Here is a 25880-nt window from a genome sequence, read left to right as displayed (position 1 = left end):
GTTTAGGGCTTCGCTGCGGCTCCCTCGCAAACCCAACAGAGCGTTCCGGAAATGTGCCCAGAATTCTGGGCACATTTCGCGGCCGGTCTGCGAAGCGCTCGTCACGATAGAGCCGGCCCATCGCAAGCTCTCGAGACAAGAATTGTGGCGACGATTTAAACATTAGGCTCATGCAATTGCCGAAAAAGACAGCTTGCGACGAGATGGCTTTTGTATAGTATTTTGAGCATAGGACGCGTCCTTCCACCTTCCGCACACGGTTGGATCACAGAGAGGACCTGGATGTGTGTAACCTCTTCCGACCAAGCTGGCTTCCTGGGAGGATCATTCTCGTCCCACGCTTCGGTTTAGCCCATCCATGGGAATGCAACGGAGACGCCCTGTGCCCGACATGAAGCTCACGCGCCTTCTGCTAGAGCTGCACAGAACGGACTTCCTCTCATGGGAGGGTGAGCCAGTGACCTAGACCAAGCTTCAGGCCGGCAGGAGGGCGGCCGGCAGTTGAAGAGAATTCATTAAGAGAGGAGAGATTATGAGGCTTAACTTACTGTCACTAGCCACCGCAGCTGTGCTGTCGTTGGTTTCGCCTGCAGCCCAGGCACAGGTCGTGCTCCGGTTCTCCAACTGGCTGCCGACCACACATGCGCTTTACCCGGCCGTTTGGCAGAAATGGCAAAGCGATGTTGATCGCGTCACACAGGGCCGTGTGAAAGTGCAGTTCTTGCCCAAAGTCGTTGGGACTGTACCGACCCAGCTTGACGTTGTGCGGGATGGCCTCGCCGATGTCGCCTACATCATTCACGGATACTCGCCCGGCCGCTTCACCCTTCAGGGCGTCGCGGAACTCCCATTCCTCGGCGACAATGCGAAAAGCAATGCCCTCGCCTACTGGCGCACTTACAACAAGCACCTCAAGTCGTACAACGAACATGAAGGCGTAGTCCCCGTCGTCGTGTGGGCGCATGGTCCGGGCATGCTGTGGTGGAACAAGGGCATCCTGAAGAATCTTGCTGATCTCAAGGGCGCAAAACTCCGGACCCCGGGAGCGACGACTATTCCGGTGGTCGAGGCAATCGGCGCGACGCCGGTGCAAAAGCCGCTGACAGAGATTTACGAACTCGCCGCAGCGGGGATCGTGGACGGAACACTCCTCAGCCGAGAACCTGCTCAGGCCTTTAATCTCCTCGAGTCGCTTAAGTACCTGACCGAGATCAAAGGAGGGCTCTATACCGCGAGCCAAGCCATCATCGTCAATGAGGCGAAATGGAAGTCCATCAGTCCTAAAGATCAGGAAGCCATTATGTCGATTTCCGGCGAGCATATGGCTGCCGAGATTGCTCGCGTTACCGATGAGCAGGACCGGAAAGCGGTGGAAAAGATGAAGGAGCTGAAGCTTACTGTTGAGAAGGCAAGCCCTGAGGTCATGACGCAACTGAAGGCGGCGCTGGCACCAGTCGAGCAGGCCTGGATCAAGGCGGCCAAAGCCAAAGGCATGGCGAATCCTGAACAGGTGCTGGCCGATCACAGGGCCGAGATTGCAAAGATCGAGGCGGGATCGAACTAACAGCATCACATGATGTCCCAACGATCGGCGGTCTTCTCCGCCGATCGTTAGGATGCGTCCGTGCCAGTCGACCGTCCTGCATGCGACTCAGCCTTCTCCGCTCAGAACCAATGACGGTTGCTTCAAGGGGTGCCCCATGAGTGATCCAATCTTCTACATCGTCGAGCTAGAACTCCCCGATAGCGACCTCGATAGCTTCTTGAAATGGTACTCGGCCGTGCATACCCCGCACCTTTACGAGGCTGGCTTCACGGTATGTACGTCTTATCGCGCGATTGCAGGAGCGATGTCCCTCGTCGATATTTATCAAGCGCCGAGCTGGGACATATTTGAGAGCGCCGCGTTTGAGCGCTATAGACAGATTGCAGCCTCAGATCCGCATCGCCCACACTACATCGGCAAGAATACCAACACGCGGACGCCTTACCACCATGTGCAATGGTCACATCCCCCCGATCCCGAGATCACACGTCCGCTCGTGACCGATTGGATTACGATATGGCGCTTCCCAGCCGATGCATTGACCCTCGATAGAGTCGCAGCTTGGTTACGTGATGAAGGTGGGGCCCACCTACGCGACCGTGGGGCTCAGTACATACGCCTGCTGCGGAAGGGCAGAGAGGCGCCGACTGGGAGATCAATTCGGCCGGAGGCTGCCATTGTCTTGCAATGGAAAAGCCAACCTCCCATGCAGGCCGTAAATACAACGACCCTGCCAGCTTGGCTGTCAGACGCGATCAGCCAAAGCGATGCATTCACTGGATACAGGCTTTATCCATGGGCGGATGATCCCGCCGTCAAGGCCAATTATTGGACGGGGCGAACCTGATATCTTCTTAGGTGCTGTCAGGCTATCCTGAAGATGTCGATGAGCGCCACTCACGCAGCCGATCTTGGAGCCGCAGCCGTGTTACAATACCTTGTCTTGCGCTTGACCCGTGCAGTTGACCTCATATTCGGGACAGCGGCTGCGCTCTTCCTGCTTGTGCTAATGGGTGTCACATTGGTTGACGTACTCGGTCGCAATCTCCTCAATCGACCTTTGACTGGCGCGCTGGAGCTTACCGAGCTCCTGCTCTTCCTCATCATTTTTCTGATGCTTCCGCAAGTCACCCTGAGAAACCAGCATATCGTCATCACACTCCTGAGTTCCACGCTCGGATCGAAGCTCGATATCTTTCAACGCGTGCTTAATGCGGTTCTCGGCTTTGGGCTCTATTCAATCACCGGGTGGCAGTTGTGGGCTCTCGCCGCAAGGTCAGCGAGTTACGGCGACATGACACCCACGCTGCAATGGCCCTATGCTCCATTTCTGTTCGCAATGGCGGTGCTATCCTTCCTCAACGCCGTCGCGTTCCTGCTCAGCACCGCTAATCCAGGTTCGGATACAGAAATCTCGGTAGGATAACAACAAAGGGCCCTGCCTATGCTCATCGCAGCAATCGGTTTCCTGCTATCTTTCTTGCTCATCATCCTGCGGGTCCCAATCGCGATTGCCCTCGGGGCAACAGGCTTCATTGGCTTCGGATATCTCGTCGGATGGAAGCAATCGGCCGTGATGTTGGCGATCATCACGAAGGAATCCGCGATGTCCTACACTCTCGCGGTGATTCCTCTGTTTGTGCTCATGGGCAATTTCGTGATTGGAGCAGGAGTTTCTAAGGAGATATTCCGGAGCGCGCGCTTGTTCATGGGCCATCGTCGCGGCGGACTGGCGATGGCAAGCATTACAGCGAGCGCAGGCTTCGCCACCGTATGTGGTTCTACCATCGCGACTGTTACGACGATTGGGCGGATCTCCATGCCGTCGATGCGGGAACTGGGCTACAAAGATAGTTTCGGTGCGGCATCAGTTGCTGCGGGATCGACACTTGGAATCATGATTCCTCCAAGCACGCTCATGGTCGTGTACAGCATCATGACCGAAACGAACATCGGCGCGCTCTACGCAGCCTCCATCATTCCGAGCTTTATCGGTTTGTTCGGCTATCTACTCGCTGTTCAGTGGGTTGCGTGGCGGAGGCCCAATGATGCCCCGGCGTCCGAACGTGCCACATGGCACGATGCCTTGGTCTCCCTCAAGCCCATTTGGTCAGTCGCTGTCCTATTCTGCTTCGTGCTCATGGGCATATTCGCCGGCTGGTTTACAGCAACCGAGTCGGCTGGCATTGGCGCTGCTGGAGCCCTCCTCCTGCTTATCATCCGTCGCCGCATGACACTGCGGATCTTTTTCGATGCGCTCTATGACGCCGCCGTGACAACAGCGGTTGTGTTTGGGCTGATTATCGGAGCGGTCATCTTCACCGAGTTCTTGAACTACTCGGGTGCGCATACGGCATTGCTGGATTTCGTGCAGAATTCCGGGTTCTCTCCATTCACGGTCATCCTGGTCATATGTGCCATCTACATCGGCTTGGGCGCAGTCATGGAAGAACTTTCCATGATCCTCTTAACCGTGCCTCTGTTCTTCCCTGTCGTGATCGGCCTCGGCTTCGACCCAGTATGGTTCGGCGTGATGATCATCGCGCTGTGCGAGATCGGCTTAATCTGTCCTCCCCTTGGCGTGAATCTCTTCGTCGTACGCAGCTTTGCTCCCGAAATTCACGTTGCGCGTGTCATGACTGCAATCACACCTTTTGTGGTCACGGATATCGTCCGCGTGTTCCTCTTGGCAGTGTTTCCTGCACTATCGCTCTGGCTGCCGACGAAACTCTTTTGACCGTGACTTTGGCAGCGGCGATAAGAATGTCGTCAACGTCACTGCGGGGTTCGTCGCAAATGTCGTGTTTCAGGAGTTCGGCTACCGCGATCTGGGTTGGAAGATACAAAACTATGGTTCACCCGCGACAGGGTGAGCGCTCACCGAACCGGTTCTGCACCCGGTGATACTTGGCCTCCTCAATTGAGGCCGCTGGAAGCGGACGCGCCAATGAGTGAACAGGGCAAACGTGATCTTGAGTAGGAAATGATGGCGCTTGTCGCTGACCGGCCGAGCCATGCCACTTGACCGGCACGGCTCGCTCTAACGCCCAAGCTGATGTGCCGCGTCTGTTGAAGCCGATCGAGGCACAAGACCTTGGCGCATTGCCGTACATGGCTGGGATCGCTAGCCGGACTTGGCCGACGAAGGATCCCACCCGGCTGGGGCGGGATCCTAGACCATCGGGCAAGATGCCGGATCCAAGGCATCCTGCATCCCAGCCATCCTGGACCCATCTCGACGCCGCTGGTGGTGCGTCCACCCAAAGGTCCGATGCCTTTAAGGTCACTATGGAGAGCGCTACCGCGTCCAATCAGGGATATCAGCGCTCACAGCCGCCCGCACATACTGGTGAGGGACGTTGATCTTTTCCCCGAGCGCCTCAGCGGCATGCCACGGCCAGCGCGGATCGTTCAGGAAGCCCCGACCGATCGCGACCATATCGGCCTGTCCACCCCGAACGATCGCTTCTGCATGTTGCGCGGCGCGGATGAGACCTACAGCCATGGTCGGGATGCCGACCTCGCTCTTGACGCGACTTGCGAAAGGAACTTGGTAGCCCGGCCCATTCGGAATCTTGGCAAAGCCGTTGCCGCCGGAGGATACATCGACGTAGTCGCAGCCGCGCCTTGCGAGCTCGGAGGCGTAGCGCACGGCCTCGTCGGGCGTAATGCCACCTTCCATCCAATCGGTCCCATTGAAACGGACGCCAAGCGGGCGTTCCTCGGGCCAGGCCTCCCGTACGGCTTTGAATACTTCAAGCGGGAACCGCATCCGGTTCTCAAGGCTGCCGCCATACTGATCGGTTCGGAGATTGGCCAAGGGGGACAGGAAGCTGCTCAGAAGGTAACCGTGTGCGCTGTGGATCTCCAGGAGATCGATGCCGAGGCGGGTGCAGCGACGTGTCGCCTGAACGAAGGCGGCGATCACCTCATCCATAGCCTGCCGGTCCATTGCCTTGGGGTGCGGCCACCCGTCCGAAAAGGCTGCCGCGGAGGCGGCTCTCGTCTGCCAGCCACCTTTCTCTGGCGGGACCATTCCCCTGCCGTCCGAGGGCCGCATCATCGAGGCTTTACGACCCGCATGCCCAAGCTGCAGCCCCACCGGCATATCGCTGTAGGAGCGGACGACCTTGAGAACGCGGGCCAAGGCTTCCTCGTGCTCATCACTGTAGAGGCCGAGGCAATAAGGGGTGATCCTTCCGGGCGCCTCAACCGCGGTCGCCTCGATGATCAGGAGGCCGGCCCCGGACAGAGACAAATGGCCGAGGTGCACAACATGCCAATCGGAGGCATTCCCCTTGTCGGCGCTGTACTGGCACATCGGCGCGATGACGATTCGGTTCGGGAGCGTCAGGTCGCGAAGTTTGATGGGCTGAAAAAGCTCGCTGGGCATTTGTTTCTCGCATTCTTGCCGCGCCCGACAGGGAACGGCGACACGTTGGCCGGCGAAGGGCGCCTCTGCAAGGAAGCGCCCGTCGGATCTCCGTTCAGGAAAGCGGCAGTCTCAGGCCGGCAGAGCGACCGAGTCGGAAGCGGTGACCTCGGCAAGGGCAGCCTCAAAGATTGTGAGGCCTTCCTCGACCTGCTCGAGTGGGATGGTCAGCGGGGCAAGAATACGGATGATGTTGGCATCGATCCCGCACGAGAGCAGGATCAGGCCTTTCTCCTGCGCCTTGGCGATGATGGCCGACGTCACGGCGCTGTCCGGTTGGCGAGGGTCGCGATTCTTGACGAACTCGATCGCCACCATCGCGCCGAGATTGCGAACCTCCCCGATGCAGGAGAGGCTGTTGCGGCGCGCCACGTCCTCGAGCCGCTCGCGCATCAGATCACCAATCTGCATCGCACGCTCAGACAGGTTCTCGCCGTCAACCACGTCAAGGACAGCATTCGCCGCAGCCACTCCGATGGGGCTGCCGCCATAGGTGCCACCCAGTCCGCCAGGATCGGCGGCGTCCATGATGTCCGCCCGCCCTGTTACGGCGGCCAGCGGAAAACCGCCGGCAAGCCCCTTGGCCATTGTGATGAGGTCGGGAACAACTCCGGCATGGTCGATCGCAAACATGCGACCGGTGCGGGCGATGCCTGTCTGGATCTCGTCGGCGATCAGCAAGATTCCATACTGATCGCACAGGGCCCGCAACTCCCTCAGGAACTCGGCGGGCGCGATGTAGAAGCCACCCTCGCCCTGAACTGGCTCAACGATGATGGCGGCTACCCGTGACGGATCGACATCGTTCAGAAAAAGTTGCCGCAGCCCCTCCATGGCCTTCGCTGGGTCCACTCCGTGGAAGGTTTTCGGGAACGGCGCATGATAGACTTCCGCCGGAAAGGGGCCGAACCCTTTCTTGTAAGGCACCACCTTACCTGTCAGCGCCATCCCCATCATCGTGCGGCCATGGAACGCGCCGCCGAAAGCGATGATGGCGGAACGCCCCGTCGCCCTACGAGCGATCTTGATGGCGTTCTCGACAGCCTCGGCTCCAGTCGTGACCAGCAGCGTTTTCTTGGGGAACTGCCCGGGTGTGAGCGCGTTCAGGCGCTCGGCCAGACGGATGTAGCTCTCATAGGGCGCGACATGGAAGCAGGTATGGGTAAAGGCCTCCGCTTGCTCCGACACCGCCCTTAGCACGGCTGGATGCCGGTGGCCGGTGTTCAGGACCGCGATTCCTGCCGCGAAATCGATGTAGCGCTTGCCGTCCACGTCCCAAATCTCGGCATTCTCGGCACGCGCCGCGTAGAGGGTCTTGGTTGCGATCCCTTGAGGGATGGCGGCCTTCTGGCGGCTCTGGAGGGCAGACGTTGCGCTCATCAGGAAACTCCCGGTATCTACACTGTAGCGTGATTTCAACTTGCCTAGGGTTGCTCAGAATTTTAAGCAATTCAAGAGACGATGTTGACCAAATATGAGCGAACAGATGGATTTTGATGTCGGAGCGCGGTTGAAGGAGATCAGGATCGCGGCAGGCCTCTCGCAGAGGGAGTTGGCAAGCCGGGCCGGCGTCACGCACGGACTGATCTCGATGATCGAGCAGAACAAGAACAGCCCGTCGGTCGCATCCCTGCGCAAAATTTTGGGGGGCGTGTCCATGACGATGGCCGACTTCTTCCAAGAGGATGCGAAAGAACGGCACAAGGTCTTCTTCTGTCCGGACGAGCTTCTCGACCTCACGTCGAAGCTCGGGAGCATCAGCAACAAGAAGAAGAAGCGCATGACATTGCGGCAAGTCGGCAACGCACGAGAGCACGGCCTGCAGATTCTTCACGAGCGCTATGAGCCAGGCGCCGATACGGGGCCAACCATGCTTGAGCACAACTCTCATGAGGGCGGAATCGTGTTGTCCGGCGCCCTTGAGGTCACTGTCGGCGACCAGGTTCAGGTCCTAAAATCCGGCGACTCTTATCTGTTTGACAGCCGCATTCCGCACCGCTTCCGCAACACCGGGACAGAGGTCTGCGAAGTCGTCAGCGCCTGCACCCCTCCTTATCTCTGACGGTCTCTGTCTTTTCCGTTGGACGTGGATAGAATTTCGAGCAAAGATGGGACTGTCGACACCACGGGCATTAAGAGGACAGTGCGAAACGATGGACGAACATCTCTCCTTTTACATCGACGGGCAATGGGTTCAGCCGGAGGGGCGGCGGACCCTGGATGTCATCAATCCAGCGACGGAGGAAAGCTTCGCCCGCATTGCCTTGGGCACCGAGGCTGACGTGCACGACGCGGTCTCCGCCGCCAAGCGAGCCTTCTCGAGCTATTCCCGCACCAGCCGCAAGGAGCGGATCGACCTCCTCGAATCCATCCTCAGTGTCTACAAGAAGCGCTACGATGACATTGCGCTGGCAATCTCACAGGAAATGGGCGCCCCGACATCTCTTGCCAAGCAGGCGCAAGCCGGGGCTGGGCTGGGGCACATCCAGCAGGGCATCGCGGCCCTGAAGACGATGGAGTTCGAGGAACTCATCAACACCACCCTGGTGGTGCGCGAGCCCATCGGGGTCTGCGGCCTGATCACGCCCTGGAACTGGCCGCTGAACCAGATCTCCTGCAAGGTTGTGCCAGCCCTGGGTACGGGCTGCACCATGGTGCTGAAACCTAGCGAGGTTGCGCCGATCTCGGCGATCGTGTTCACCGAGATCCTGCACGAGGCCGGCGTCCCGGCTGGCGTTTACAACCTGGTCAACGGCGACGGTCCGACGGTGGGTCATGCCATCTCCAGCCATCCCGGCATCGACATGGTGTCGTTCACCGGCTCGACCCGGGCCGGCATTCAGGTAGCCAAGGCGGCTGCCGACACTGTTAAGCGCGTGCACCAGGAACTCGGCGGGAAGTCGCCCAACATCATTCTCGACGATGCCGATTTCGAGGCGGCGATCACCCATGGCGCTCGCGGCTGCTTTCTCAACAGCGGCCAATCCTGCAACGCCCCGACCCGCCTCCTCGTCCCGCGGAACCGCCAGCAAGAGGTGGCGGCCATCGCCCGGCGCATTGCGGAAACAACCGCCGTCGGCGACCCGCGTTCACCCGAGACCACTATCGGCCCCGTGGTGAGCGAGGTCCAGTTCAACCGCATCCAGGATCTTATCGCGGCGGGCATTAGGGAAGGTGCAACCCTTGTCACGGGCGGCCCGGGGCGGCCGGAGGGGCTGAACCGCGGCTACTATGTCCGCCCCACCGTCTTCGCCGACGTGACGAACGACATGACCATCGCGCGCGAGGAGATCTTCGGGCCCGTGCTGTCGATCCTGCCCTACGAATCCGAGGACGAGGCCCTCGCGATCGCCAACGACACCATCTATGGCCTGTCGAGCTACGTGACCTCGGGAGACCCGGAACGGGCACGCCGCATCGCGCGCGACATTCGCGCGGGCATGGTTCACCTCAACGGCGCGGGCGGCGACCTCGCCGCCCCGTTCGGCGGCTACAAGCAGTCGGGCAACGGGCGCGAGTGGGGCCGCTACGGCTTCGAAGACTATCTCGAAGTCAAGTCCATGTTCGGCTACAACCCCGCGCAGAAGGCATCCTGAGTGCGACGGCTCTGAACAAGCGGCCCGCTTCGTAAAGCGGCGGCCGCGTCTTCCCCAGGACGATGCGCCGGTCGGATGACGGCGCGTCGTCCTCCAAGTCACGACAACAAGGCACAAAAGGCACAGACCCCGCGAGCGGTGTCGAAGGGAGCAGGACATGCAGCAAGCCGACATCATCATTTCCGGAGGCCGCATCTTTTCGGGACTGGCGGAAGGATTCGTGGATGCGCTCGCAATTGGCGGTGATCGCGTGCTGGCTGCGGGCCCTGCCGACGAGGTCATGTCCCTTCGCGGTGACGGCACGCGCTTGATTGACCTCGACGGCCGCGTCGCCATCCCTGGCCTGAACGACGCTCACATGCACCTGTTGCTGCTGGGTCTTGGCATGAAGGAGGTGAACCTCCGGGCCGAACAGGGCGTGCGGAGCATCGACGAGCTTCTGCGGCGCATTGCCGACGATGTGAAGACCAAGAATCCGGGCCAGTGGGTGGTCGGTGCAGGCTATGACCACAACGAGCTTGCGGAGCGTCGGCATCCCACAGCGGACGAGCTCGACCGGATCGCACCGGACAATCCCATCTACATCAAACGGACCTGTGGCCATATCGCCGTCGTCAACGCGCAGGCGATGCGGGCGGCAGGGATCGGGCACAACACCCCGAACCCGGACGGAGGGTTGATCGAGAGGCGGGACAACAGGCTCACCGGCCTGTTGGCGGAATCGGCCATGCGCCTAGTCGTCGCCGCGATGCCGAAGCCCTCGAAGGCCGAACTCGTCACGGCCATCGAGCACGCAGGCCAGTACATGCTCGCGCAGGGCTTCACCAGCGTGATGGATGCCGCCGTGGGCATGGCGGCCGGGATGGATGAAATCGAGGCTTATGAGGAGGCTGCCCGATCAAACCGCCTTCCGGTACGCACGTGGGTCTGCATCTATGGCAATCCGGACGGGATCGCGGATGTCGCCCATGCGGCCGGCCATCGCTTCGGTCGGGAGGTCGGCCGGCTGCGCTATGGCGCGATGAAGGTCTTTGCCGATGGCAGCGCCGGCGGCCTCACTGCGGCGATGAGCGAGCCTTACAGTGCCGGAGAATCGGACAACCGGGGCCTTTTCTGCTTCTCGGAGGAGGAAATGCACAGGCTCCTAGCCCGTTACCACGACCTTGGCTATCAGCTTGCGATCCATGCCATTGGCGATGCCGCGATCGAGCAGGTTCTGTCTGGCATGGAGAAGGCCGCTTCGGCGGAGAAGCCGATCCAGGGACGCCGCCATCGGATCGAGCATTGCGGCTTCCTGAGCGATGATCAACTCGCCCGGATGGCGGCGGCCGGCATCGACCCTGTGCCCCAGCCGATCTTCATCTACGAGTTCGGCGACCTCTACATCCACAACCTCGGCCAGGACCGCGCCGAAGCGAGCTACCCGATGAGGCGATGGCTGGACGCAGGCTTGCACCCAGCTGCCAGCTCGGACGCACCGGTCTCCGCGACCGACCCCTTCAAGAACCTGTTCACGATGGTCACCCGCAAGTCAAAGAGAGGCACCGTGATTGGAGAGCGGGAGCGCCTGACGATGGAAGAGGCCGTCCACGCCTACACCTATTGTGGAGCCTTCACGCAATTTGCGGAGGGCCAAGTGGGACGCCTAGTGCCCGGACAGGCAGCCGACATCGCAATCCTGTCCCACGACATCTTCGCCGTCGAGCCGGAGGTCGTAGAGACGCAGGCCCGTTGCGACATGACCATTCTCGGTGGAGAGATCGTTTTCGACCGGTTGGGGCAATTCGCGAACGCTGCCGCGTGAGGGGTGAACCGGGCCTGCCCCTGAACAGCAGGCGGCGCGCATCTCAAGCGGTGCGGAGCGCTAGCGCCGCACCGGAGTGCGCCTCCCCTCGCTCGCTCCCGGTCCGGCTGGAGCAGCGTTCGCCAACACCAACATTGAGGCAAGTGAGAATAAGATGAACGGTGCCGACCGCCTGTGTGACGTACTGCTGGCCCATGATGTTGAGGTGTGCTTCGCCAATCCAGGCACATCCGAGATGCACTTTGTGGCGGCCCTCGACCGCAAGCCCCAGATGCGTTGTGTGCTTGGGCTCTTTGAAGGCGTCGTCACCGCCGCCGCTGACGGCTATGCCCGCATGGCCGACAAGCCGGCGGCGACCCTTCTCCATCTCGGTCCAGGCCTCGCGAATGGCCTCGCCAATCTCCACAATGCGCGGCGCGCCCGCACGCCGATGATCAACATCGTGGGCGACCATGCAAGCTATCACCTGCAGCATGACGCGCCCTTGACCAGCGACATCGAGAGCCTAGCCCGCCCCATGTCGCACTGGGTCGGACGCGCCGCCAGCCCGGACGATGTCGGCCCGGCCACGGCGGCAGCCTACCGGGCGGCTATGTCGCTCCCCGGCGTCGCGACGCTGATCCTCCCGGCGGACGCCGCCTGGGGCGAGATTACGCCGTCGGCCATCGAGCGCACCGAGGCGCCCGCTCCGGCACCGGTCGCGGCAGACGCGACCCGCGCCGCCGCCGCCGCAATCCGCTCGGGCCGTCGCACCGCCCTGCTGATGACAGGCCACGCCCTGCGCGCCGAGGCCCTGGAGATCGCAGGTCGCATTGCCGACACCGCCGGCGTGCGCCTCCTCGCTCCGATGTCCAATGGACGCATCGAACGGGGCCTCGGCCGGGTTGCCATCGAGAAGGTCCCGTATCCCGTCGACGAGGCCCTGGAAGCACTGCGAGACATCGACTGCCTCATCCTGATCGGCGCGCAAGTCCCGGTGGCGTTCTTCGCTTATCCTGGAAAGCCCGGGCGCCTCGTTCGGGATGATTGCGACATCATCGAGTTGGCGCGCCCCGGCGACAACGCCAGGCACGCGCTCGCTTGGCTCGCCGACGAGGTCGGCGTGACACCCGGGACCCCGGCACCCGTGGTGCAACGCGGGACCCGGCTCGATCACCCCCGCTCAGGACGCCTGACGGCGGATGCCATTTCGATCGCCGTCGCCGCCCTGATGCCGGAGAACGCCATCATCTGCGATGAGGCGGTCACATCGGGCCGTCGCTTCTTTCAATCTTCCCGGCACTCAGCCCCACATGACTATATACAGCTCACCGGTGGAGCCATCGGCATCGGCATTCCGCTCGCGGTCGGTGCCGCCGTGGCCTGCCCTGATCGCAAGGTGATCGGCCTTCAGGCGGACGGGAGCGGCATGTATACCGTGCAAGGACTATGGACCCAGGCCCGTGAGAATCTCGACATCGTGACGATTGTCTTTGCCAATCGGTCCTACGCAATCCTGCAAGGCGAGATGCGCAATGTCGGCGTGCAGAACTTCGGGCGCAATGCACAGCGCATGCTGAACATCGACGATCCGTCCCTCGATTGGGTGTCGCTGGCGAATGGCACGGGGGTTGAGGCGGGACGCGCCGAGACAGTCGAAGATTTCCTGAGGCTCTTCGAAAGCGCGCTCTCTCGCCACGGCCCATTTCTCATTGAAGCCGTCATATGAGGCACCTCGACACCATCGGCCCCACAGGCGGCCGCCACGTTTCATGTCCGCCGCTTGTCGTTTCAAGGGATGCTACATCCCGAACTCCTCTTCTGACGGCACTTGCGGTGGCGCTCATTTCCCACTCTTACTGACCACCAAAGGAGTCTTTCCGTGAACGACCTGGAGCGGCGCATTCAGCGTCTTGAGGACATCGAAGACATCAGAAGGCTGAAAGCTCTCTATTCGAAATACGCGGACGACAAATATACCGATTCCCACGAGAGAAAGCCCGAGGCGGAACTTGAGGAACTGGCGCGCCGGCAGGCCTCGCTGTTCACGGAGGATGCGGTGTGGGACGGCGGCGCACATTTCGGCGTTCATCACGGGCGGGAGGCAATCTACCGCTACGTCCGCAAGGGAGGCTGGACCTTCGCGATGCACTATTTCGTCAACCCGATCATCGAGGTTGACGGGGACTATGCGCAGGCGACGTGGATGCTCTGGCAGACATCGACGCTCACCGAAGGTGAGGTTCCGGTGTTTATGGCAGCGGTGGAGGACGACGAGTATGTCCGGACGCCGGAAGGCTGGCGCATGAGCCGCATGAAGTTCACGCTCAAGTTCATGACGCGGTTCGACGTGCCATGGTCGGACGTCCGCAATATGCCGTTTTCGCTGCAGCAATCCACGAAGACCAGTCCATCGCGCACCTGACGGAGCCGCCTGTCTCTTCAAGCCATGGCGCGGGAGATCGGAGGAGACCCGGTCGCTGCGCCGTCGCAGCGCTGTCCCAATCAGGAGACTTCGAGATGACCGAACCGATCTTTTACATTGTCGAAGTCGAGATGCCCGACCACGGTCTCAAGGAGTTCATGGAGTGGTATGCGGGCGTTCACGCCGCTCATCTTTACGAGGCGGGCTTTACGACCTGCGCATCCTATAGGGCTGTGGCCGGCGGTCTTCCGATCGTGGATGTCTACCAGGGCCCGAGTTGGGATATCTTCGAGCGTGAGAGCTTCAACCGCTACCGCGGGATTGCTGCCCAGGATTCCTATCGCCCGGAGTTCCTGACGTCGGCTCGAAACGTGCGGACGGTGTACACGCACCACGGTTGGTCGAGCGCTGCCGCAGCAACCGCGTCGCGCCCGCTCAACGCCGATTGGCTGACGGTCTGGCGGTTCTCCGGGGATGGGGAGAGTGGAGAACGGGTAGCCGACTGGCTTGCTCGTGAGGGGGAAGCCCGACTGCTCGACCTCGGAATAACGCAGATCAGGCTGATCCACAGAGCGAAGGACGCTCCGACGGGGCAGTCGCCCCGCCCCTCCTGGGCGCTGATCGGCGAGTGGAATACGCGCCCCCCTGCGAATGCCCATCCGGACATCCTCCTCTCGGGGTTGGTTCCGCCGGTTGCTGACGAGGAGATGTTTATGGGCTTCCGCCTCTATTCCTGGGCAGATGATCGCGCCGTGCGCGTCGCAGCTCTCCAGATGGCGAACGAGCGCGCTCGTTCGCCTAGGACCTAAGCCGGACTCCAGGGGGAGCATCCGCGCGGCAGGAAGGCGCGCAGGCACCAGCGTTGTTCCGGGTCAGATCTGTCCGACGTTTGCCGAAATTCTCGTCGCGCTCCAGCCTCCATCCACCCTCAGCACCTCTCCCGTGATGAAGGAGGCGTCCTCCGAGCAGAGGAATGCTGCCGCTCCCGCGATGTCGTCCGGCTGACCGGGACGCCCCAAGGGCGTTCCGCCCAGCATGAGATTGCGGTAGACGGGATCCTCCAGTCGGGATCGGGTCATTTGCGTCTCGATCAGCCCGGGCGCGATCGCGTTCACGCGGATCCCCTGCGGCCCGTAATCGGCTGCCATCTGGTGCGTCAGGCCGATCAGCGCCGCTTTCGAGGCAGCATAGGCCGCGGTACCGCTATAGCCGACGATGCCGTAGATCGAGCTGATGTGGAGGATGACACCCGACTTTCGGGGCAACATGTGGCTCAGCGAGGCGCGAGACAGCCGGAAGGCCGCACCGAGGTTGACGTCCAGGATGCGCTGCCAGCTGGCGTCGTCTGTCACGGCAACACTGCGCGCGCCGCCGACACCTGCGTTGTTGACCAGAATATCCAATTGGCCAAAGCGCTCCAGAGCCTCATGGATGGCATGATCGGCGGCCTCGGGATGAGCGAGGTCGCAGCTCAGATAGGCAGCTTGCGGTTCCCGGAAATCCGCTGTCGTCCCCGGCTCCGGCCGGTCCTGCTGGTCGACCATGAGGACCCGGCACCCGTCCCGCAGGAAGCGCCGTGCGATCGCCGCCCCGATGCCGCGGGCCGCGCCCGTGACGATAGCGACCCGCCCTGTCATGCCAGCCTCCCCCCGTCGACAGGCAGCGCAACGCCGGTGATGTAGCCGGCCGCAGACGAAGCCAGAAATGCAATGGCCATGGCCACCTCTTCTGCCGTGCCGAGCCGTCCAAGCGGATGGAGCGCCGCCATCGTCTGGCGTTGCGCCTCCCGATCCTGATCCGTGAATGTGCTCTCAAGCATGTCGCCGTCGATGGAGCCTGGGCAAACCGCGTTCACGCGGATGCCTTTGCCGGCTGTGCTCAAGGCCAGGGAGCGCGTCATGGAGGCAACGGCAGCCTTCGACATGGCGTAGGCCCCTAGGCGACGGGAGCCGACCAGACCCGCGGTTGATGCGACGTTGACGATGGAGCCCCGCCCCGCGCGCTCCATGATCGCCACTGCCGCGCGGCAGCAGAGAAAGGTTCCTTTGACATTGATTGCTGTAATGCGATCGAAATCGTCGGCGGAGCAGTCCTCCAGCGGGCCTACATGCCCGATTATGCCCGCACTGTTGACCAGGATATCAAGGCCACCGCCCGCCGCGATAGCGTCAAAGGCGGCCGAAACGTCTTGCTCGCTGCTGATGTCACAGACACGACCCCAAGCGACGCTCTCGGCCCGCTCCAGGCTGTGGCAGGTGGCTTGGAGGCGACCGGCATCGCGGTCGAGCACGACAAGGCGGGCGCCCCCCCGGGCCAGCACCTGCGTCGTGGCGAAGCCGATCCCAGACGCTCCCCCCGTGACGACCGCCGTGAGGCCGGCAAATGGCTGATCCGCGAAAAATTGCGTCATTTTCGATTCCTGTGGCGGCGGGGAAGACACGCGACCGCTCAGGCCTGCGCTTTGCAAGAGCGAGGCGCAGCTCGCTTGTTCTCAAGCCGGTGACGGCCGTTGGAGTGGCGACGCCCGGGCCCGGGCGTCGCCATCAGGCACTAGCCCACCTTGCGCGCCCGCCGGTAAGTCTCGTTCACGCCGATCGCAGAAACAACGGTATCCGTGAAGCGCTTGTCGATCAGGGTCGGGAAGTCGACCTCCACGAGCCATGCCATCGGGACCTCATCAGTCAGGATCTTTTGGACCTCGCTGTAGGCCTTCTGGCGCTCCGCATCCGACAGAGCAGAGGCGCCCGCGGCGAAAAGCTCGTCGACGCGAGGGTTCGTGTAGCCCGTGTTGTTGCTGTAGGCGACGCCCTTGCGGATGTTGCTGGACACAAAGAAACGAGCGACGCCCAGCGCCGGGTCGCCGAACTGGTAAGGATAGTTCGACGTCATCTGGAAGTCCCAGTTCGCATAGCGCGAGGTCCAACCTGCAGGATCGGCCGACTCGATCTCGACAGCGATCCCGACCTTGGCCAGCGACTGCTTCACATATTCCGCGAACCGGGCCCAGGACTCGCCCCAGGGCAAGCGCAGGAACTTTACCTGCGTGCGCACGCCGTTGGCGCCCGGCTTCAGCCCCATGTCGTCGAGCAGGGCCTTGGCTTTCTCCAGGTCAAAGGCGTAGCGCGTTACATCGGCATCATAGAAACGCGTCTTGCTGTTCAAGGGGCCGGTTGCGACGCGCCCCTGCGAGAAGAAGATCGTGTCCAGAATGGCCTTGCGGTCCAGAGCATAGTTGACGGCTTGGCGGAAGCGCTTGTCGTCGAACGGCTTGACCCGTGTGTTGAACTCGATACGCGCGACCGGTGCATAGAATTCATAACCCTTCGTGATCAGCTGGATGTTCGGCAAGCTGGCCAGGCGCTGCACGTCGAAAGGCTCTAGATCCTGGAACTGGGTCTGCTGCACGCGTCCCTGTTCCAGAGCAAGAGCGCGGGAGCCCGCATCCGGCAGGATATGGAAGTACATCTCATCGAGGTGCGGCTCGCCCTCGCCATGATAGTCCGGGTTGCGGACGAGGCGGATGAAGGAGCCCTTCTGCCATTCGGCGAGCTTGAAGGGACCCGTTCCAATCGGCTTCGCGTTGTTCGGATTGGTTCGATAGTTCGTCCCCTTGTAGAGGTGGGCCGGAATCATCGGCGCCGTCGACATTTCAAACGCCATCAGGAACGGAGCGAACGGCTTTTTGAGGGCGAACCGAACGGTGTGAGGATCGAGAGCCTCGATGGTCTCGCAGTTCTCGAAGATCACGCGAGCGCGAGGGTGAACCTCCATCAGGAATTCCTTGGTCGTGAAGACCACATCGTCCGCCGTGAAGGGCTTTCCGTCATGCCACTTGGCATTCTCCTGCAACTTGAACGTGTAGGTCCGGCCATCGGGCGAGATCTCCCACGATTTGGCGAGGCTCGGCCGCGGAGTGAAGTCGAAATCGTAGGTCAGGAGGCTCTCGTAGATCTTGCCTGCCACCGTCTGGGTTGAGCCGTTCTGGTCGAGACCAATGAAGAGCGTCGGCGGCTCCGGGAACGCGATGACATTCAAGACCCCGGCTCCCCCTGCGGCCAGCGCGGGTCCGGGCAGCAGGGAAAGCAGCGATGTGGCGGAAGCTCCTGCCAGCAGCGTGCGACGGGTGAGTGCTAGATCTTTCATGTGTCCCTCTTTCTTCTTGTTAGGCAAAGCTTCTCGTCGTGGAATCTCCGCCGGGTGAATGGTGCCATTCACGACCCGGCACGGCATCGATCAGGCTGCGCGTGTAGCTGTCACGCGGATTCCGGAACACGGATGTCGTCTCGCCGCTTTCGACCACCCGCCCCTTGTGCAGCACGAGGACGCGGTGGCAGAGCTGTGACGCGATGCGCAGGTCATGGGTGATGAACAGCATGGCGAGTTGAAACTCCTCGCGAATATCGCGGAGCAATTCGAGCACCTGCGCCTGGACGGACACGTCGAGTGCGGAAACGGCCTCGTCCGCCACCAGGAGATCCGGTTCGACAGCCAGCGCCCGCGCAATGCCGATCCGCTGGCGCTGTCCCCCCGAAAACTCGTGCGGAAAGCGATCGGCGGCCGCCTCATCGAGGCCGACCCGGATCAGGAGACGGTTCATGCGCTCACGGGCGGTCTTTGCATCAATCCCATGGGCCAAAGGCCCAGCCATGATGCTCTGGCCAACCGTGTGGCGGGGGTTGAGCGAGGCGTAGGGATCCTGAAAGACAATTTGGATCTTGGAGCGGAACGGCCGGAGCTGCGAACGCGACAGCTTGGCGAGGTCGGTGTTCTTGTACTCGATGGATCCGCCATTCGGGTCGATGAGGCGCACAAGGCATCGCCCCGCAGTCGACTTACCGGAGCCGCTCTCTCCTACCAAGCCCACCGTCTCGCCGCGACGGATGTCGAAGCTGATATCATCAAGGGCCTTGAACTCCCTGACGGGCGTAAAGAACCCGCCCTGGGTGACGTATGTCTTGTTCAGGCCACGGACCCGAACCACGGGCTCGGCTTCCGGTGACGGCGGCAGCGGCTTCTCCCGGAACTGCGGCACGGCCCGGATCAAGGACTGGGTATAGGCGTCCGCTGGTTGGTCGAGCACCTCCCGCGCCGGGCCGATCTCAACGATGCGGCCGTGCTGCATCACGGCGACCCGATCCGCGATGTCGGCAACGACGCCGAAGTCATGGGTGATGAATATCACGCCCATTCCTTGAGACCGCTGAATCCCACGGATCAGTTCAAGGATCTGGGCCTGGGTTGTGACGTCGAGAGCTGTCGTCGGCTCGTCCGCAATCAGAATCTCGGGTTCGAGCGCGAGCGCCATGGCAATCACGACGCGCTGCCTCTGGCCACCCGACAGGCGGAAGGGATAACGGCGCGCCAACGCCGCGGGCTCCGGCAACCCGACAGCGTTGAGAAGCGACAGCACCCGTCCCGGACGATCCGCCTTCGGGATGCCGTGCGCCTCCAGAACTTCCTCGATCTGATCGCCGACCTGCATGACCGGGTTGAGAGCGGTCATCGGCTCCTGGAAGATCATGCCGATCCGAGATCCGCGGATGGTGCGAAAGCGCTCGTCGCTCATCTGCAGGAGGTCTTCCCCCCGAAACAGGATGCGGCCCGATTGCACCTTCACGCCCGCGTCAGGCAGCAGTCCCATGATCGCGGAGGCGGTCATGGACTTACCGGAGCCGGACTCGCCGACGATGCAGAGGATCTCGCCAGGGTTGAGGTTGAAGCTGAGGCCCTCCACCGCATTCACCCGGTCGCCTGCGGAGGGAAGCGCAATGGTAAGGTTCTCAACCGACAGAAGCCGTTGGCTCATCATGCCCGCCCCTTTCTGGCCAGTCGTGGGTTGAGCACATCGTTGAGGCCCTCGCCTACGAGGTTGATCATGAGCACGACGAGCACGATGACCAACCCGGGAAAGAAGCTCATCCACCATGCCTGCCTGATGACCGTCCGCGAGGCGCCAATCATGTACCCCCAGCTCATCATGTTGGGATCGCCCAAGCCCAGGAAGCTGATGGCTGCTTCGGTCAGGATGGCCGACGCCACCATCAGGGAGCCCATGACCAGGACGGGCGACAGTGTATTCGGCAGGATCTGCCGCAGGATGATGTGGCGGTCGCTCTCACCCAGCGCGATGGCCGCCTGCACGAACTCGCGGCCGCGCAGGCTCGCGAACTCTGCCCGCACCAGTCGCGCCACGGGCGGCCAACTCACGATGCCGATCGCCAGGATGATCGACAGGATCGACGGGCTGAGGATCGCGACCATGACCAGGGCAAAGATGAAGGTCGGGATGGTCTGAAAGAATTCCGTGACCCTCATGAGCGCGTCGTCGGCAAGTCCGCCGTAATAGCCGGCGATGCCGCCCAAGGTGACGCCGAGCACGATCGCGCAGGCGGTCGACACGATCCCGACGATGAGGGACACGCGAGCCCCATAGGCCAGGCCCGCCGCGATGTCCCTCCCCATCATGTCGGTGCCGAGCGGGAATTGCGGATCTGTAAAGGGCGGGAGGAACGGGCGGCCCGCCATAGACCATGGATCCTGCGGATAGAGCACGGGAGCCAGCGCGGCCACGACCACAACCGCGACCAGGAGCGCAATGCCGATGGCCGCACCCGGGTCCTTGAGAAGCCGCCATAGATTCGAGTTCATGATGCTACCTCGATCCGCGGATCAGCGATGCGATAGGCCATGTCCGTGATGATGTTGAACACCACCACCATGACCGACGTGACGAAGAAGACGCCAAGCAGCACGGGATAATCCCTCTGCAACAGCGCATCGAAAGCGAGGCGTCCGATCCCCGGCCATGCGAACACCGTCTCGGTCAGAACGGCTCCACCGACAAGCTGGCCGGCTTGGATGCCGGCGAAGGTGATCACCGGCAGCATGGCGTTGCGTAGGATATGGCGGCGGACGATCAGGCCGTGCCGCAGACCCTTCGCACGGGCCGTCCGCACGAAGTCCATATCCTTTACTTCCAGCATCGAAGCGCGTGTCAGGCGCGTATACACGGCCACATAGAACAGACCTAGCGTTCCCGCGGGGAGGATGAGGTGGTGAGCGATATCAGCCGCTCGGGTCCAACCAGCATATCCGGCGCCGACACTCTCCATCCCAAAGGACGGCAGCCAGCCCAGCCATACGGAAAACAGCATGATCGCCATCAGGCCGACCCAGAAGAGCGGAGTGGCGTAAAACAGAAGCGCAAACAGCGAAATCAGCCGATCCGTGAGCCGCCCGACCCGCATGGCCGACGTGACCCCCATCAGGACGCCGAGACCGAGCGCGACGATGAAGCCGCTGATCGTCAGCAGCAGGGTTGCCGGGAGCCGGTCCAGGATCAGTTCAACAACCGCCTCACGCTGCCGGTAGGAATAGCCTAGGTCGAGCCGAACGACGTCCGCAAAGTAGTAGGCGAGCTGCTGGTAGAGGGGCCGATCCAAGCCGAACTGCTCTCTCAGCTGGGCCATGAATGCCTCGTCCGCCGCGCCGGCCTCGCCCGCCATTGCGGCCGCCGGATCACCGGGCGCAAGCCTAATGAGCAGGAAGTTGAGAACGATGATCGTTGCGATGATTGCGATCGACTTCAGCAGACGACCGATGATCGGGCGCAGCTTATCCATAAAGGCAACTCCTCGTCACACGACACCCAGATTTTGGTTCCAGACGCGCAACACGGGCGGTGCCGCTCTTTGCAACCCAGGAAACCCGGGGATCCGCCTGCATGATGTCTGGATGAGCAATCCGAGTCCTCCAGGTCCGTATCGATATACGATACAAACGTGTTGCATAACGAGCCTACTTACTCGTATAAGGTTCGTCAACGGGACCATGCTGCAGGATTCATCGATGACCAGCGACACTCCGTCCGGCAAGCAGGCCAAGAGCCCTAGGAATGGCGGCGATCAGCTTCTTGAGGTCGATGATCGCCTGTTTCTGCAATCCGTTGCGCGGGCCCTTTATGTTCTCGAAGCGTTCGGGCGTGATGCCAGACCCATGTCTTTGAGCGAAATCGCCGCAAGCGCCCGGATCACGAAAAGCGCCGCTCAGCGCGCGGCCCAAACCCTGTTGAGCCTCGGATACCTTGAGCGCTCGTCCGACGGCGGATTGCTGCCCGGCAGACGCCTTCTCGATCGGGCCTTTGACTATCTCCGGTCCAATCCATTGATCGAGCGAGCCACGCCGATCCTGATCGAGCTCCGCAAGAACTCCAGTGAGCGCGTCGACTTCAGTCTCTTTGACGACCTCTCCATTCTTTACGCCATCCGGCTGCAGAGCAAGCGCGAGACGTTTTTTGCCACTCTTGCGGGCCGGAGAATCCCAACCTTCTGCTCGTCAGGCGGACGCGCGATGCTGGCGCATCTGGACGACGCTGCTATCGACGACATTCTTCGCCGCTCGGAGCGCAAAGCGCTGACGCCCAAAACAATCACGGACCTGGACAAGATCTGGGACAAGGTGCGGGAAGCCCGCCGCGAGGGATATGCCTATGCGGTCGAGGAAAGTCTGCTCGGCGAGGTTGTTTTGTCTGCCGCCGTGCTCGACGATCGACGTCAGCCCGTTGCAGCGGTGCATATCGCCGGCTCGCTCAGCGAGTGGACCGTGGACGATTTCCGCAAACGCTTCGCGCCTCTGGCCATCGAAGCGGCCCGGGCCCTGAGTTATTGAGCTGCATCAGGTCGGCCGGTTCCGACGCTCAAGGCACCATCGCCGGGGCCTGGATTTTATTTTGAACATGATGGGTATTTTATTGAACAAAAAAGTTGCAAGCCACCGCGATATGAAGAATAAATTTCTGGGTGCCGGCTGGAGCCTTGGACGACACCGCATCAACCGATGCACATCTGCCTTAGAGGACTCTCTGTATTCTGGAGCACGACGCGGATGATGCGAGTTTCACCTGACGACGCTACGCATCGCGCATGCGCTGTGAAGATCGACGGTCTTCACAAGAGCTTCGGTCAGTTGGAAGTTCTGAAAGGCATCTCGCTCGAAGCCCGCGAGGGTGATGTGGTGACGCTGATCGGGTCGAGCGGCTCCGGCAAAAGCACCCTCCTGCGCTGCATCAATCTTCTCGAGGTTCCGAATGCGGGCACGCTCAGCGTCGGCGCTGAGGAGATCCAGTTCACGCCGTCCAGAGGAGGTCGCCCGCCACGGCTGAACCCTCACAAGGTGCGCGGGATCCGAATGCGGCTCGGAATGGTGTTCCAGAGCTTTAATCTCTGGAACCACATGACGGTTCTCGAGAACATCATCGAGGCTCCGCTCTTCGTGCACGGTGTTGCGCGCGCTGAAGCGGTGGAGTTCGCCGAGCAGTTGCTCGCGAAGGTCGGGCTTTACGAGAAGCGCGACGTCTATCCTGCATTTCTGTCGGGCGGCCAGCAGCAGCGGGCTGCCATCGCCCGAGCCCTAGCCATCAATCCGCGGGTCATGCTGTTCGACGAGCCCACGTCGGCATTGGATCCCGAACTGGTCGGGGAGGTGCTGAAGGTCATTCGTGACCTCGCGGATGAAGGACGCACGATGATCCTTGTCACTCACGAAATGAGCTTCGCCCGCCAGGTGTCAAGCCATGTGGCCTTCCTGCACAAAGGGATCGTGGAGGAGGAAGGTCCACCGGCGAAAGTCTTCCACAATCCCCAGAGCGAGCGGTGCCGCCAGTTCGTCTCTGCCCAGCATGCTCTTGCCTGATGGCGAGCAGGGGATGAATTCAAGCTGCAAGCAAGCGGCGGTATCGGGAGGAAACAATGAAAGCCTTTAGATTGTTGTCGCAGATTTCGGGAGGCCTGCTGGCCATCGTGCTCAGCACCGCCGCGGTTTCGGCCCAGGACGTCGTTCGCGTCGGCCTCGACCCCGGTCCCTTCCCGCCCTTCACCGACAAGAAAGCCGACGGCAGCCGCTTCGGCTTTGAGCCCGACCTGCTCGCATCGTTCTGCGCAAGCATGAAGGTGAAGTGCCAACTGGTCGAGATCACCTGGGATGGCCTGATCTCCGCCCTGAACAACAACAAGATCGACATGATCTACAACAACATGACGATCACTGAGGAGCGCAAGAAGCGCGTGGACTTCAGCAATCCTTACTATGACACCCGCGTGGTGTTCGTGGGGCCGAAGGGCGCGCCGGTTCAGCCGACCAAGGAAAGCCTCAAGGGTAAGATCATCGGCGTCATCAGTGGCTCGGTTCATGCCGCCTATGCTCAAGCCCGCTTCGGCGACAGCGCCGAAATCAAGATCTTCCCGCGTCAGGACGAAGTCACGTCGGACCTTCTGGCCGGACGCCTTGACCTGATGATCTCCGATGCGCTCGCCATGGAGGAGTTCCTGAAGACTAACGAGGGCAAGCCTTACGAAATCAAGGCCGAAGCTCCCAAGGATCCGCTCCTCGGCGGCGGTGTCGGCGCTGCGTTCCGCAAGGGCGATCCTCTCCGCGACAAGATGAACGCGGCCCTGAGCAACATGGTCGCAAGCGGCGAGTACGATAAGATCCAGAAGAAGTACTTCAAGGTCGACGTCTCTCCCCGCTAGACCGATCCTGGGATCCGGCTCTTCATGGCCGGATCCCGCACAGGCGCATCAGTCATGACCAGATACAACGGCATCGTCGATCAGGTGGCGCATGGGCCCTGGCGCATTGTTTGAACCCCTCATCGGCACTGTTTCCAGCTGGAAGGGCGTGCTCCTCCAGGGAGCTCTGCTCACCGTGCAGATCGCCGCCGGATCGTTTCTGGTCGGCCTGCTGCTCGGCATGACCTCCGCCGTGGCAAAGCTCTGGGGCGGCCCGGCCACGCGCGCGGTCGCCAGCGCCTATACGACGGTCTTTCGCGCCATCCCCGAACTGCTGCTCATCATCCTTCTCTATTATGCGGGCTCTTCCGGCTTGAGCGCACTGCTCGCGGCGCTGTGTTTCGGACACGTTGAAATCAACGGCTTTGCGACAGCCGTCGCGGTGCTCGGCATCGTGCAGGGTGCATATGCCGGCGAAATCTTCCGTGGCGCAATCCTTGCAATTCCCACCGGGCAACTCGAGGCGGGACGGGCGTTTGCGTTCACGCCTTGGCTGTTCCTCAGGCGCATCATTCTGCCTGCCATGCTGCCGGTGGCTCTCCCGGGACTCGCCAACCTCTGGGTCGTGCTGATCAAGGAGACGAGCCTCATCAGTGTGATCGGGTTCAGCGAATTGCTGTCCAGCGCCAAGTCTGCGGCCGCCTCCACGAGGATGTACTTCACCTTCTACTGCGTGGCAGGTCTGATGTATCTCGTCATGACCTTGGCCTCCAACCTTCTGTTCCAATCGGTCGAGCGGCGTTTCCGCCGAACGCAGCAGGTGATTTGAGGAAGCATCCATGGACTTCTCTTGGGTGAGCGAATTCTGGCCAATCCTCCTCGGCGGACTGTGGCGCACGCTTCTTCTTCTGGTTCTCGGGGCGCTGTTCGGCTTTGCCCTGGCAATTCCTGTGGCCGTCGCCCGGGTCTCCCGCAATCCGATCCTGTACTATCTTAGTGGCACGTTCACGACAGTCATCCGCGGCACCCCTCTGCTGGTGCAGATCTACATTCTCTACTACGGCGTCGGCTCGCTCCTCGCTGCCACTCCGGAAGTCCGCACAAGCATTTTCTGGCCCTATCTGCGCGACGGTTTCTGGTATGTGGTTGTGTCCCTTGCGATCAGCGTGGCAGCTTATGAAGGCGAGTTGCTGCGGGGCGGCCTGCTGTCCGTCGCCAAGGGTCAGCTGGAAGCGGCCCGCGCATTTGGAATGTCGTCGGGGCTGATGTTTCGCCGCATCTGGCTGCCGTCGGCGTTGCGAATGTTGCTCCCGACCCTCGTCGGAGACACCGTTCTGCTGCTGAAGTCGACCGCCCTGGCCTCAACCGTCGCGGTCGTAGATCTCGTGGGGGCGGCGAACCAGGTGCGCACGCACACGTTCCTCGTGTACGAGCCCCTGCTGACCGTAGCACTCGTCTATTTAGTCATCACGGCGATGATCACATCAATTGCAGGCCTGATCAGCCAGCGCGTTCCGCAGAAGGCTGTGTGACATCCCGCATGGCGTTGTCACAGATGGGTAGAACCTGAGCTTAACCTGCCCCAATCAAGGT

At 61.6% G+C, this 25880-nt stretch carries 23 protein-coding genes; 15 read left to right on the top strand and 8 right to left on the bottom strand.

All coding sequences use genetic code 11. The annotated features are described in order from the left end of the window. The first annotated feature begins 532 nt into the window (after positions 1-532). The 4 genes from IC232_RS22040 to IC232_RS22025 all read left to right on the top strand — a co-directional run bounded on the left by IC232_RS22040 (position 533) and on the right by IC232_RS22025 (position 4283). Positions 533-1564, top strand: coding sequence for a TRAP transporter substrate-binding protein (locus tag IC232_RS22040; RefSeq protein ID WP_190847098.1), 1032 nt, complete (start codon positions 533-535; stop codon positions 1562-1564). Between the two features lie 136 nt (positions 1565-1700). Continuing rightward, on the top strand, positions 1701-2393 hold the full coding sequence (locus IC232_RS22035) for a hypothetical protein (RefSeq protein ID WP_190847097.1): 693 nt from the start codon (positions 1701-1703) through the stop codon (positions 2391-2393). Positions 2394-2432: 39 nt separating this feature from the next. Next, positions 2433-2972: a TRAP transporter small permease gene (locus tag IC232_RS22030; RefSeq protein WP_190847096.1), complete on the top strand. Its 540-nt coding sequence runs from the start codon at positions 2433-2435 to the stop codon at positions 2970-2972. Positions 2973-2990: 18 nt separating this feature from the next. Next, complete coding sequence (locus IC232_RS22025; protein WP_190847095.1) at positions 2991-4283, top strand: TRAP transporter large permease; 1293 nt, start codon at positions 2991-2993, stop codon at positions 4281-4283. Between the two features lie 561 nt (positions 4284-4844). Here IC232_RS22025 and IC232_RS22020 read toward each other — a convergent pair. Further along, positions 4845-5939: an NADH:flavin oxidoreductase/NADH oxidase gene (locus IC232_RS22020; RefSeq protein ID WP_190847094.1), complete on the bottom strand. Its 1095-nt coding sequence runs from the start codon at positions 5937-5939 to the stop codon at positions 4845-4847. A 111-nt stretch (positions 5940-6050) separates the two neighbouring features. Next, on the bottom strand, positions 6051-7358 hold the full coding sequence (gene gabT / locus IC232_RS22015; RefSeq protein WP_190847093.1) for a 4-aminobutyrate--2-oxoglutarate transaminase: 1308 nt from the start codon (positions 7356-7358) through the stop codon (positions 6051-6053). 106 nt (positions 7359-7464) lie between these two features. Between gabT and IC232_RS22010 the strand changes: the two genes are divergently transcribed. The 6 genes from IC232_RS22010 to IC232_RS21985 all read left to right on the top strand — a co-directional run bounded on the left by IC232_RS22010 (position 7465) and on the right by IC232_RS21985 (position 14591). Further along, the gene (locus IC232_RS22010; RefSeq protein WP_190847092.1) at positions 7465-8040 is read left to right on the top strand and encodes a cupin domain-containing protein; all 576 of its coding nucleotides are present in this window, start codon (positions 7465-7467) and stop codon (positions 8038-8040) included. 91 nt (positions 8041-8131) lie between these two features. Then, a complete protein-coding gene (locus IC232_RS22005; RefSeq protein ID WP_190847091.1) occupies positions 8132-9574 on the top strand; it encodes an aldehyde dehydrogenase family protein in 1443 nt (480 codons plus the stop codon). 157 nt (positions 9575-9731) lie between these two features. Beyond that, complete coding sequence (locus IC232_RS22000) at positions 9732-11378, top strand: amidohydrolase (RefSeq protein WP_190847090.1); 1647 nt, start codon at positions 9732-9734, stop codon at positions 11376-11378. 154 nt (positions 11379-11532) lie between these two features. Then, positions 11533-13086, top strand: coding sequence for an acetolactate synthase large subunit (locus tag IC232_RS21995; protein ID WP_190847089.1), 1554 nt, complete (start codon positions 11533-11535; stop codon positions 13084-13086). Between the two features lie 153 nt (positions 13087-13239). Beyond that, positions 13240-13782, top strand: a complete 543-nt coding sequence (locus tag IC232_RS21990) for a nuclear transport factor 2 family protein (protein ID WP_190847088.1) — start codon at positions 13240-13242, stop codon at positions 13780-13782. Positions 13783-13877: 95 nt separating this feature from the next. Then, entirely contained in the window at positions 13878-14591 is a 714-nt protein-coding gene (locus tag IC232_RS21985) for a hypothetical protein (protein WP_190847087.1), read from the top strand. Positions 14592-14654: 63 nt separating this feature from the next. Here IC232_RS21985 and IC232_RS21980 read toward each other — a convergent pair whose 3' ends face one another. The 6 genes from IC232_RS21980 to IC232_RS21955 form a co-directional block, all read right to left on the bottom strand. Beyond that, positions 14655-15419 carry an SDR family NAD(P)-dependent oxidoreductase gene (locus tag IC232_RS21980; protein ID WP_190847086.1) on the bottom strand — a complete coding sequence of 255 codons (765 nt, stop codon included), beginning with the start codon at positions 15417-15419 and terminating at the stop codon, positions 14655-14657. Next, positions 15416-16192 (bottom strand): SDR family NAD(P)-dependent oxidoreductase, encoded by a 777-nt coding sequence (locus tag IC232_RS21975; RefSeq protein WP_190847085.1) that lies wholly within the window; start codon positions 16190-16192, stop codon positions 15416-15418. The genes IC232_RS21980 and IC232_RS21975 overlap by 4 nt, the downstream gene beginning before the upstream one ends. A 140-nt stretch (positions 16193-16332) precedes the next feature. Then, a complete protein-coding gene (locus tag IC232_RS21970) occupies positions 16333-17925 on the bottom strand; it encodes an ABC transporter substrate-binding protein (RefSeq protein WP_190847084.1) in 1593 nt (530 codons plus the stop codon). Between the two features lie 19 nt (positions 17926-17944). Then, complete coding sequence (locus IC232_RS21965; protein WP_190847109.1) at positions 17945-19588, bottom strand: ABC transporter ATP-binding protein; 1644 nt, start codon at positions 19586-19588, stop codon at positions 17945-17947. Beyond that, entirely contained in the window at positions 19588-20430 is an 843-nt protein-coding gene (locus IC232_RS21960; RefSeq protein ID WP_190847083.1) for an ABC transporter permease, read from the bottom strand. The genes IC232_RS21965 and IC232_RS21960 overlap by 1 nt, the downstream gene beginning before the upstream one ends. Further along, positions 20427-21404 (bottom strand): ABC transporter permease, encoded by a 978-nt coding sequence (locus tag IC232_RS21955; RefSeq protein ID WP_190847082.1) that lies wholly within the window; start codon positions 21402-21404, stop codon positions 20427-20429. Before IC232_RS21955 ends, IC232_RS21960 begins: the two co-directional genes overlap by 4 nt. 226 nt (positions 21405-21630) lie before the next feature. On the opposite strand from IC232_RS21955, the gene IC232_RS21950 reads away from it, so the two are divergent. From IC232_RS21950 to IC232_RS21930, 5 genes are all read left to right on the top strand, one after another. Then, positions 21631-22449 carry an IclR family transcriptional regulator gene (locus IC232_RS21950; protein ID WP_190847081.1) on the top strand — a complete coding sequence of 273 codons (819 nt, stop codon included), beginning with the start codon at positions 21631-21633 and terminating at the stop codon, positions 22447-22449. 216 nt (positions 22450-22665) lie between these two features. Next, positions 22666-23472 carry an ABC transporter ATP-binding protein gene (locus IC232_RS21945; protein ID WP_281413412.1) on the top strand — a complete coding sequence of 269 codons (807 nt, stop codon included), beginning with the start codon at positions 22666-22668 and terminating at the stop codon, positions 23470-23472. 56 nt (positions 23473-23528) lie between these two features. Next, a complete protein-coding gene (locus IC232_RS21940; protein ID WP_190847080.1) occupies positions 23529-24308 on the top strand; it encodes a transporter substrate-binding domain-containing protein in 780 nt (259 codons plus the stop codon). A gap of 91 nt (positions 24309-24399) precedes the next feature. Beyond that, complete coding sequence (locus tag IC232_RS21935; protein WP_190847079.1) at positions 24400-25116, top strand: ABC transporter permease; 717 nt, start codon at positions 24400-24402, stop codon at positions 25114-25116. A 10-nt stretch (positions 25117-25126) separates the two neighbouring features. Then, a complete protein-coding gene (locus tag IC232_RS21930; protein ID WP_190847078.1) occupies positions 25127-25819 on the top strand; it encodes an ABC transporter permease in 693 nt (230 codons plus the stop codon). Positions 25820-25880 lie beyond the last annotated feature (61 nt).

The organism is Microvirga sp. (assembly GCF_014699075.1).
Classification (GTDB): domain Bacteria; phylum Pseudomonadota; class Alphaproteobacteria; order Rhizobiales; family Beijerinckiaceae; genus Microvirga.
Note: the sequence above shows the minus strand (reverse complement) of the source record. Positions and strands in the feature narration are given on the sequence as shown.

What these genes read in the sequence shown, in the direction of transcription:
- IC232_RS22040 (WP_190847098.1), top strand. Translation starts at nt 533, where the DNA reads ATGAGGCTTAACTTACTGTCACTAGCCACCGCAGCTGTGCTGTCGTTG.
- IC232_RS22035 (WP_190847097.1), top strand. Translation starts at nt 1,701, where the DNA reads ATGAGTGATCCAATCTTCTACATCGTCGAGCTAGAACTCCCCGATAGC.
- IC232_RS22030 (WP_190847096.1), top strand. Translation starts at nt 2,433, where the DNA reads ATGAGCGCCACTCACGCAGCCGATCTTGGAGCCGCAGCCGTGTTACAA.
- IC232_RS22025 (WP_190847095.1), top strand. Translation starts at nt 2,991, where the DNA reads ATGCTCATCGCAGCAATCGGTTTCCTGCTATCTTTCTTGCTCATCATC.
- IC232_RS22020 (WP_190847094.1), bottom strand. Translation starts at nt 5,939, where the DNA reads ATGCCCAGCGAGCTTTTTCAGCCCATCAAACTTCGCGACCTGACGCTC.
- gabT (WP_190847093.1), bottom strand. Translation starts at nt 7,358, where the DNA reads ATGAGCGCAACGTCTGCCCTCCAGAGCCGCCAGAAGGCCGCCATCCCT.
- IC232_RS22010 (WP_190847092.1), top strand. Translation starts at nt 7,465, where the DNA reads ATGGATTTTGATGTCGGAGCGCGGTTGAAGGAGATCAGGATCGCGGCA.
- IC232_RS22005 (WP_190847091.1), top strand. Translation starts at nt 8,132, where the DNA reads ATGGACGAACATCTCTCCTTTTACATCGACGGGCAATGGGTTCAGCCG.
- IC232_RS22000 (WP_190847090.1), top strand. Translation starts at nt 9,732, where the DNA reads ATGCAGCAAGCCGACATCATCATTTCCGGAGGCCGCATCTTTTCGGGA.
- IC232_RS21995 (WP_190847089.1), top strand. Translation starts at nt 11,533, where the DNA reads ATGAACGGTGCCGACCGCCTGTGTGACGTACTGCTGGCCCATGATGTT.
- IC232_RS21985 (WP_190847087.1), top strand. Translation starts at nt 13,878, where the DNA reads ATGACCGAACCGATCTTTTACATTGTCGAAGTCGAGATGCCCGACCAC.
- IC232_RS21980 (WP_190847086.1), bottom strand. Translation starts at nt 15,419, where the DNA reads ATGACAGGGCGGGTCGCTATCGTCACGGGCGCGGCCCGCGGCATCGGG.
- IC232_RS21975 (WP_190847085.1), bottom strand. Translation starts at nt 16,192, where the DNA reads ATGACGCAATTTTTCGCGGATCAGCCATTTGCCGGCCTCACGGCGGTC.
- IC232_RS21970 (WP_190847084.1), bottom strand. Translation starts at nt 17,925, where the DNA reads ATGAAAGATCTAGCACTCACCCGTCGCACGCTGCTGGCAGGAGCTTCC.
- IC232_RS21965 (WP_190847109.1), bottom strand. Translation starts at nt 19,588, where the DNA reads ATGAGCCAACGGCTTCTGTCGGTTGAGAACCTTACCATTGCGCTTCCC.
- IC232_RS21960 (WP_190847083.1), bottom strand. Translation starts at nt 20,430, where the DNA reads ATGAACTCGAATCTATGGCGGCTTCTCAAGGACCCGGGTGCGGCCATC.
- IC232_RS21955 (WP_190847082.1), bottom strand. Translation starts at nt 21,404, where the DNA reads ATGGATAAGCTGCGCCCGATCATCGGTCGTCTGCTGAAGTCGATCGCA.
- IC232_RS21950 (WP_190847081.1), top strand. Translation starts at nt 21,631, where the DNA reads ATGACCAGCGACACTCCGTCCGGCAAGCAGGCCAAGAGCCCTAGGAAT.
- IC232_RS21945 (WP_281413412.1), top strand. Translation starts at nt 22,666, where the DNA reads ATGATGCGAGTTTCACCTGACGACGCTACGCATCGCGCATGCGCTGTG.
- IC232_RS21940 (WP_190847080.1), top strand. Translation starts at nt 23,529, where the DNA reads ATGAAAGCCTTTAGATTGTTGTCGCAGATTTCGGGAGGCCTGCTGGCC.
- IC232_RS21935 (WP_190847079.1), top strand. Translation starts at nt 24,400, where the DNA reads ATGGGCCCTGGCGCATTGTTTGAACCCCTCATCGGCACTGTTTCCAGC.
- IC232_RS21930 (WP_190847078.1), top strand. Translation starts at nt 25,127, where the DNA reads ATGGACTTCTCTTGGGTGAGCGAATTCTGGCCAATCCTCCTCGGCGGA.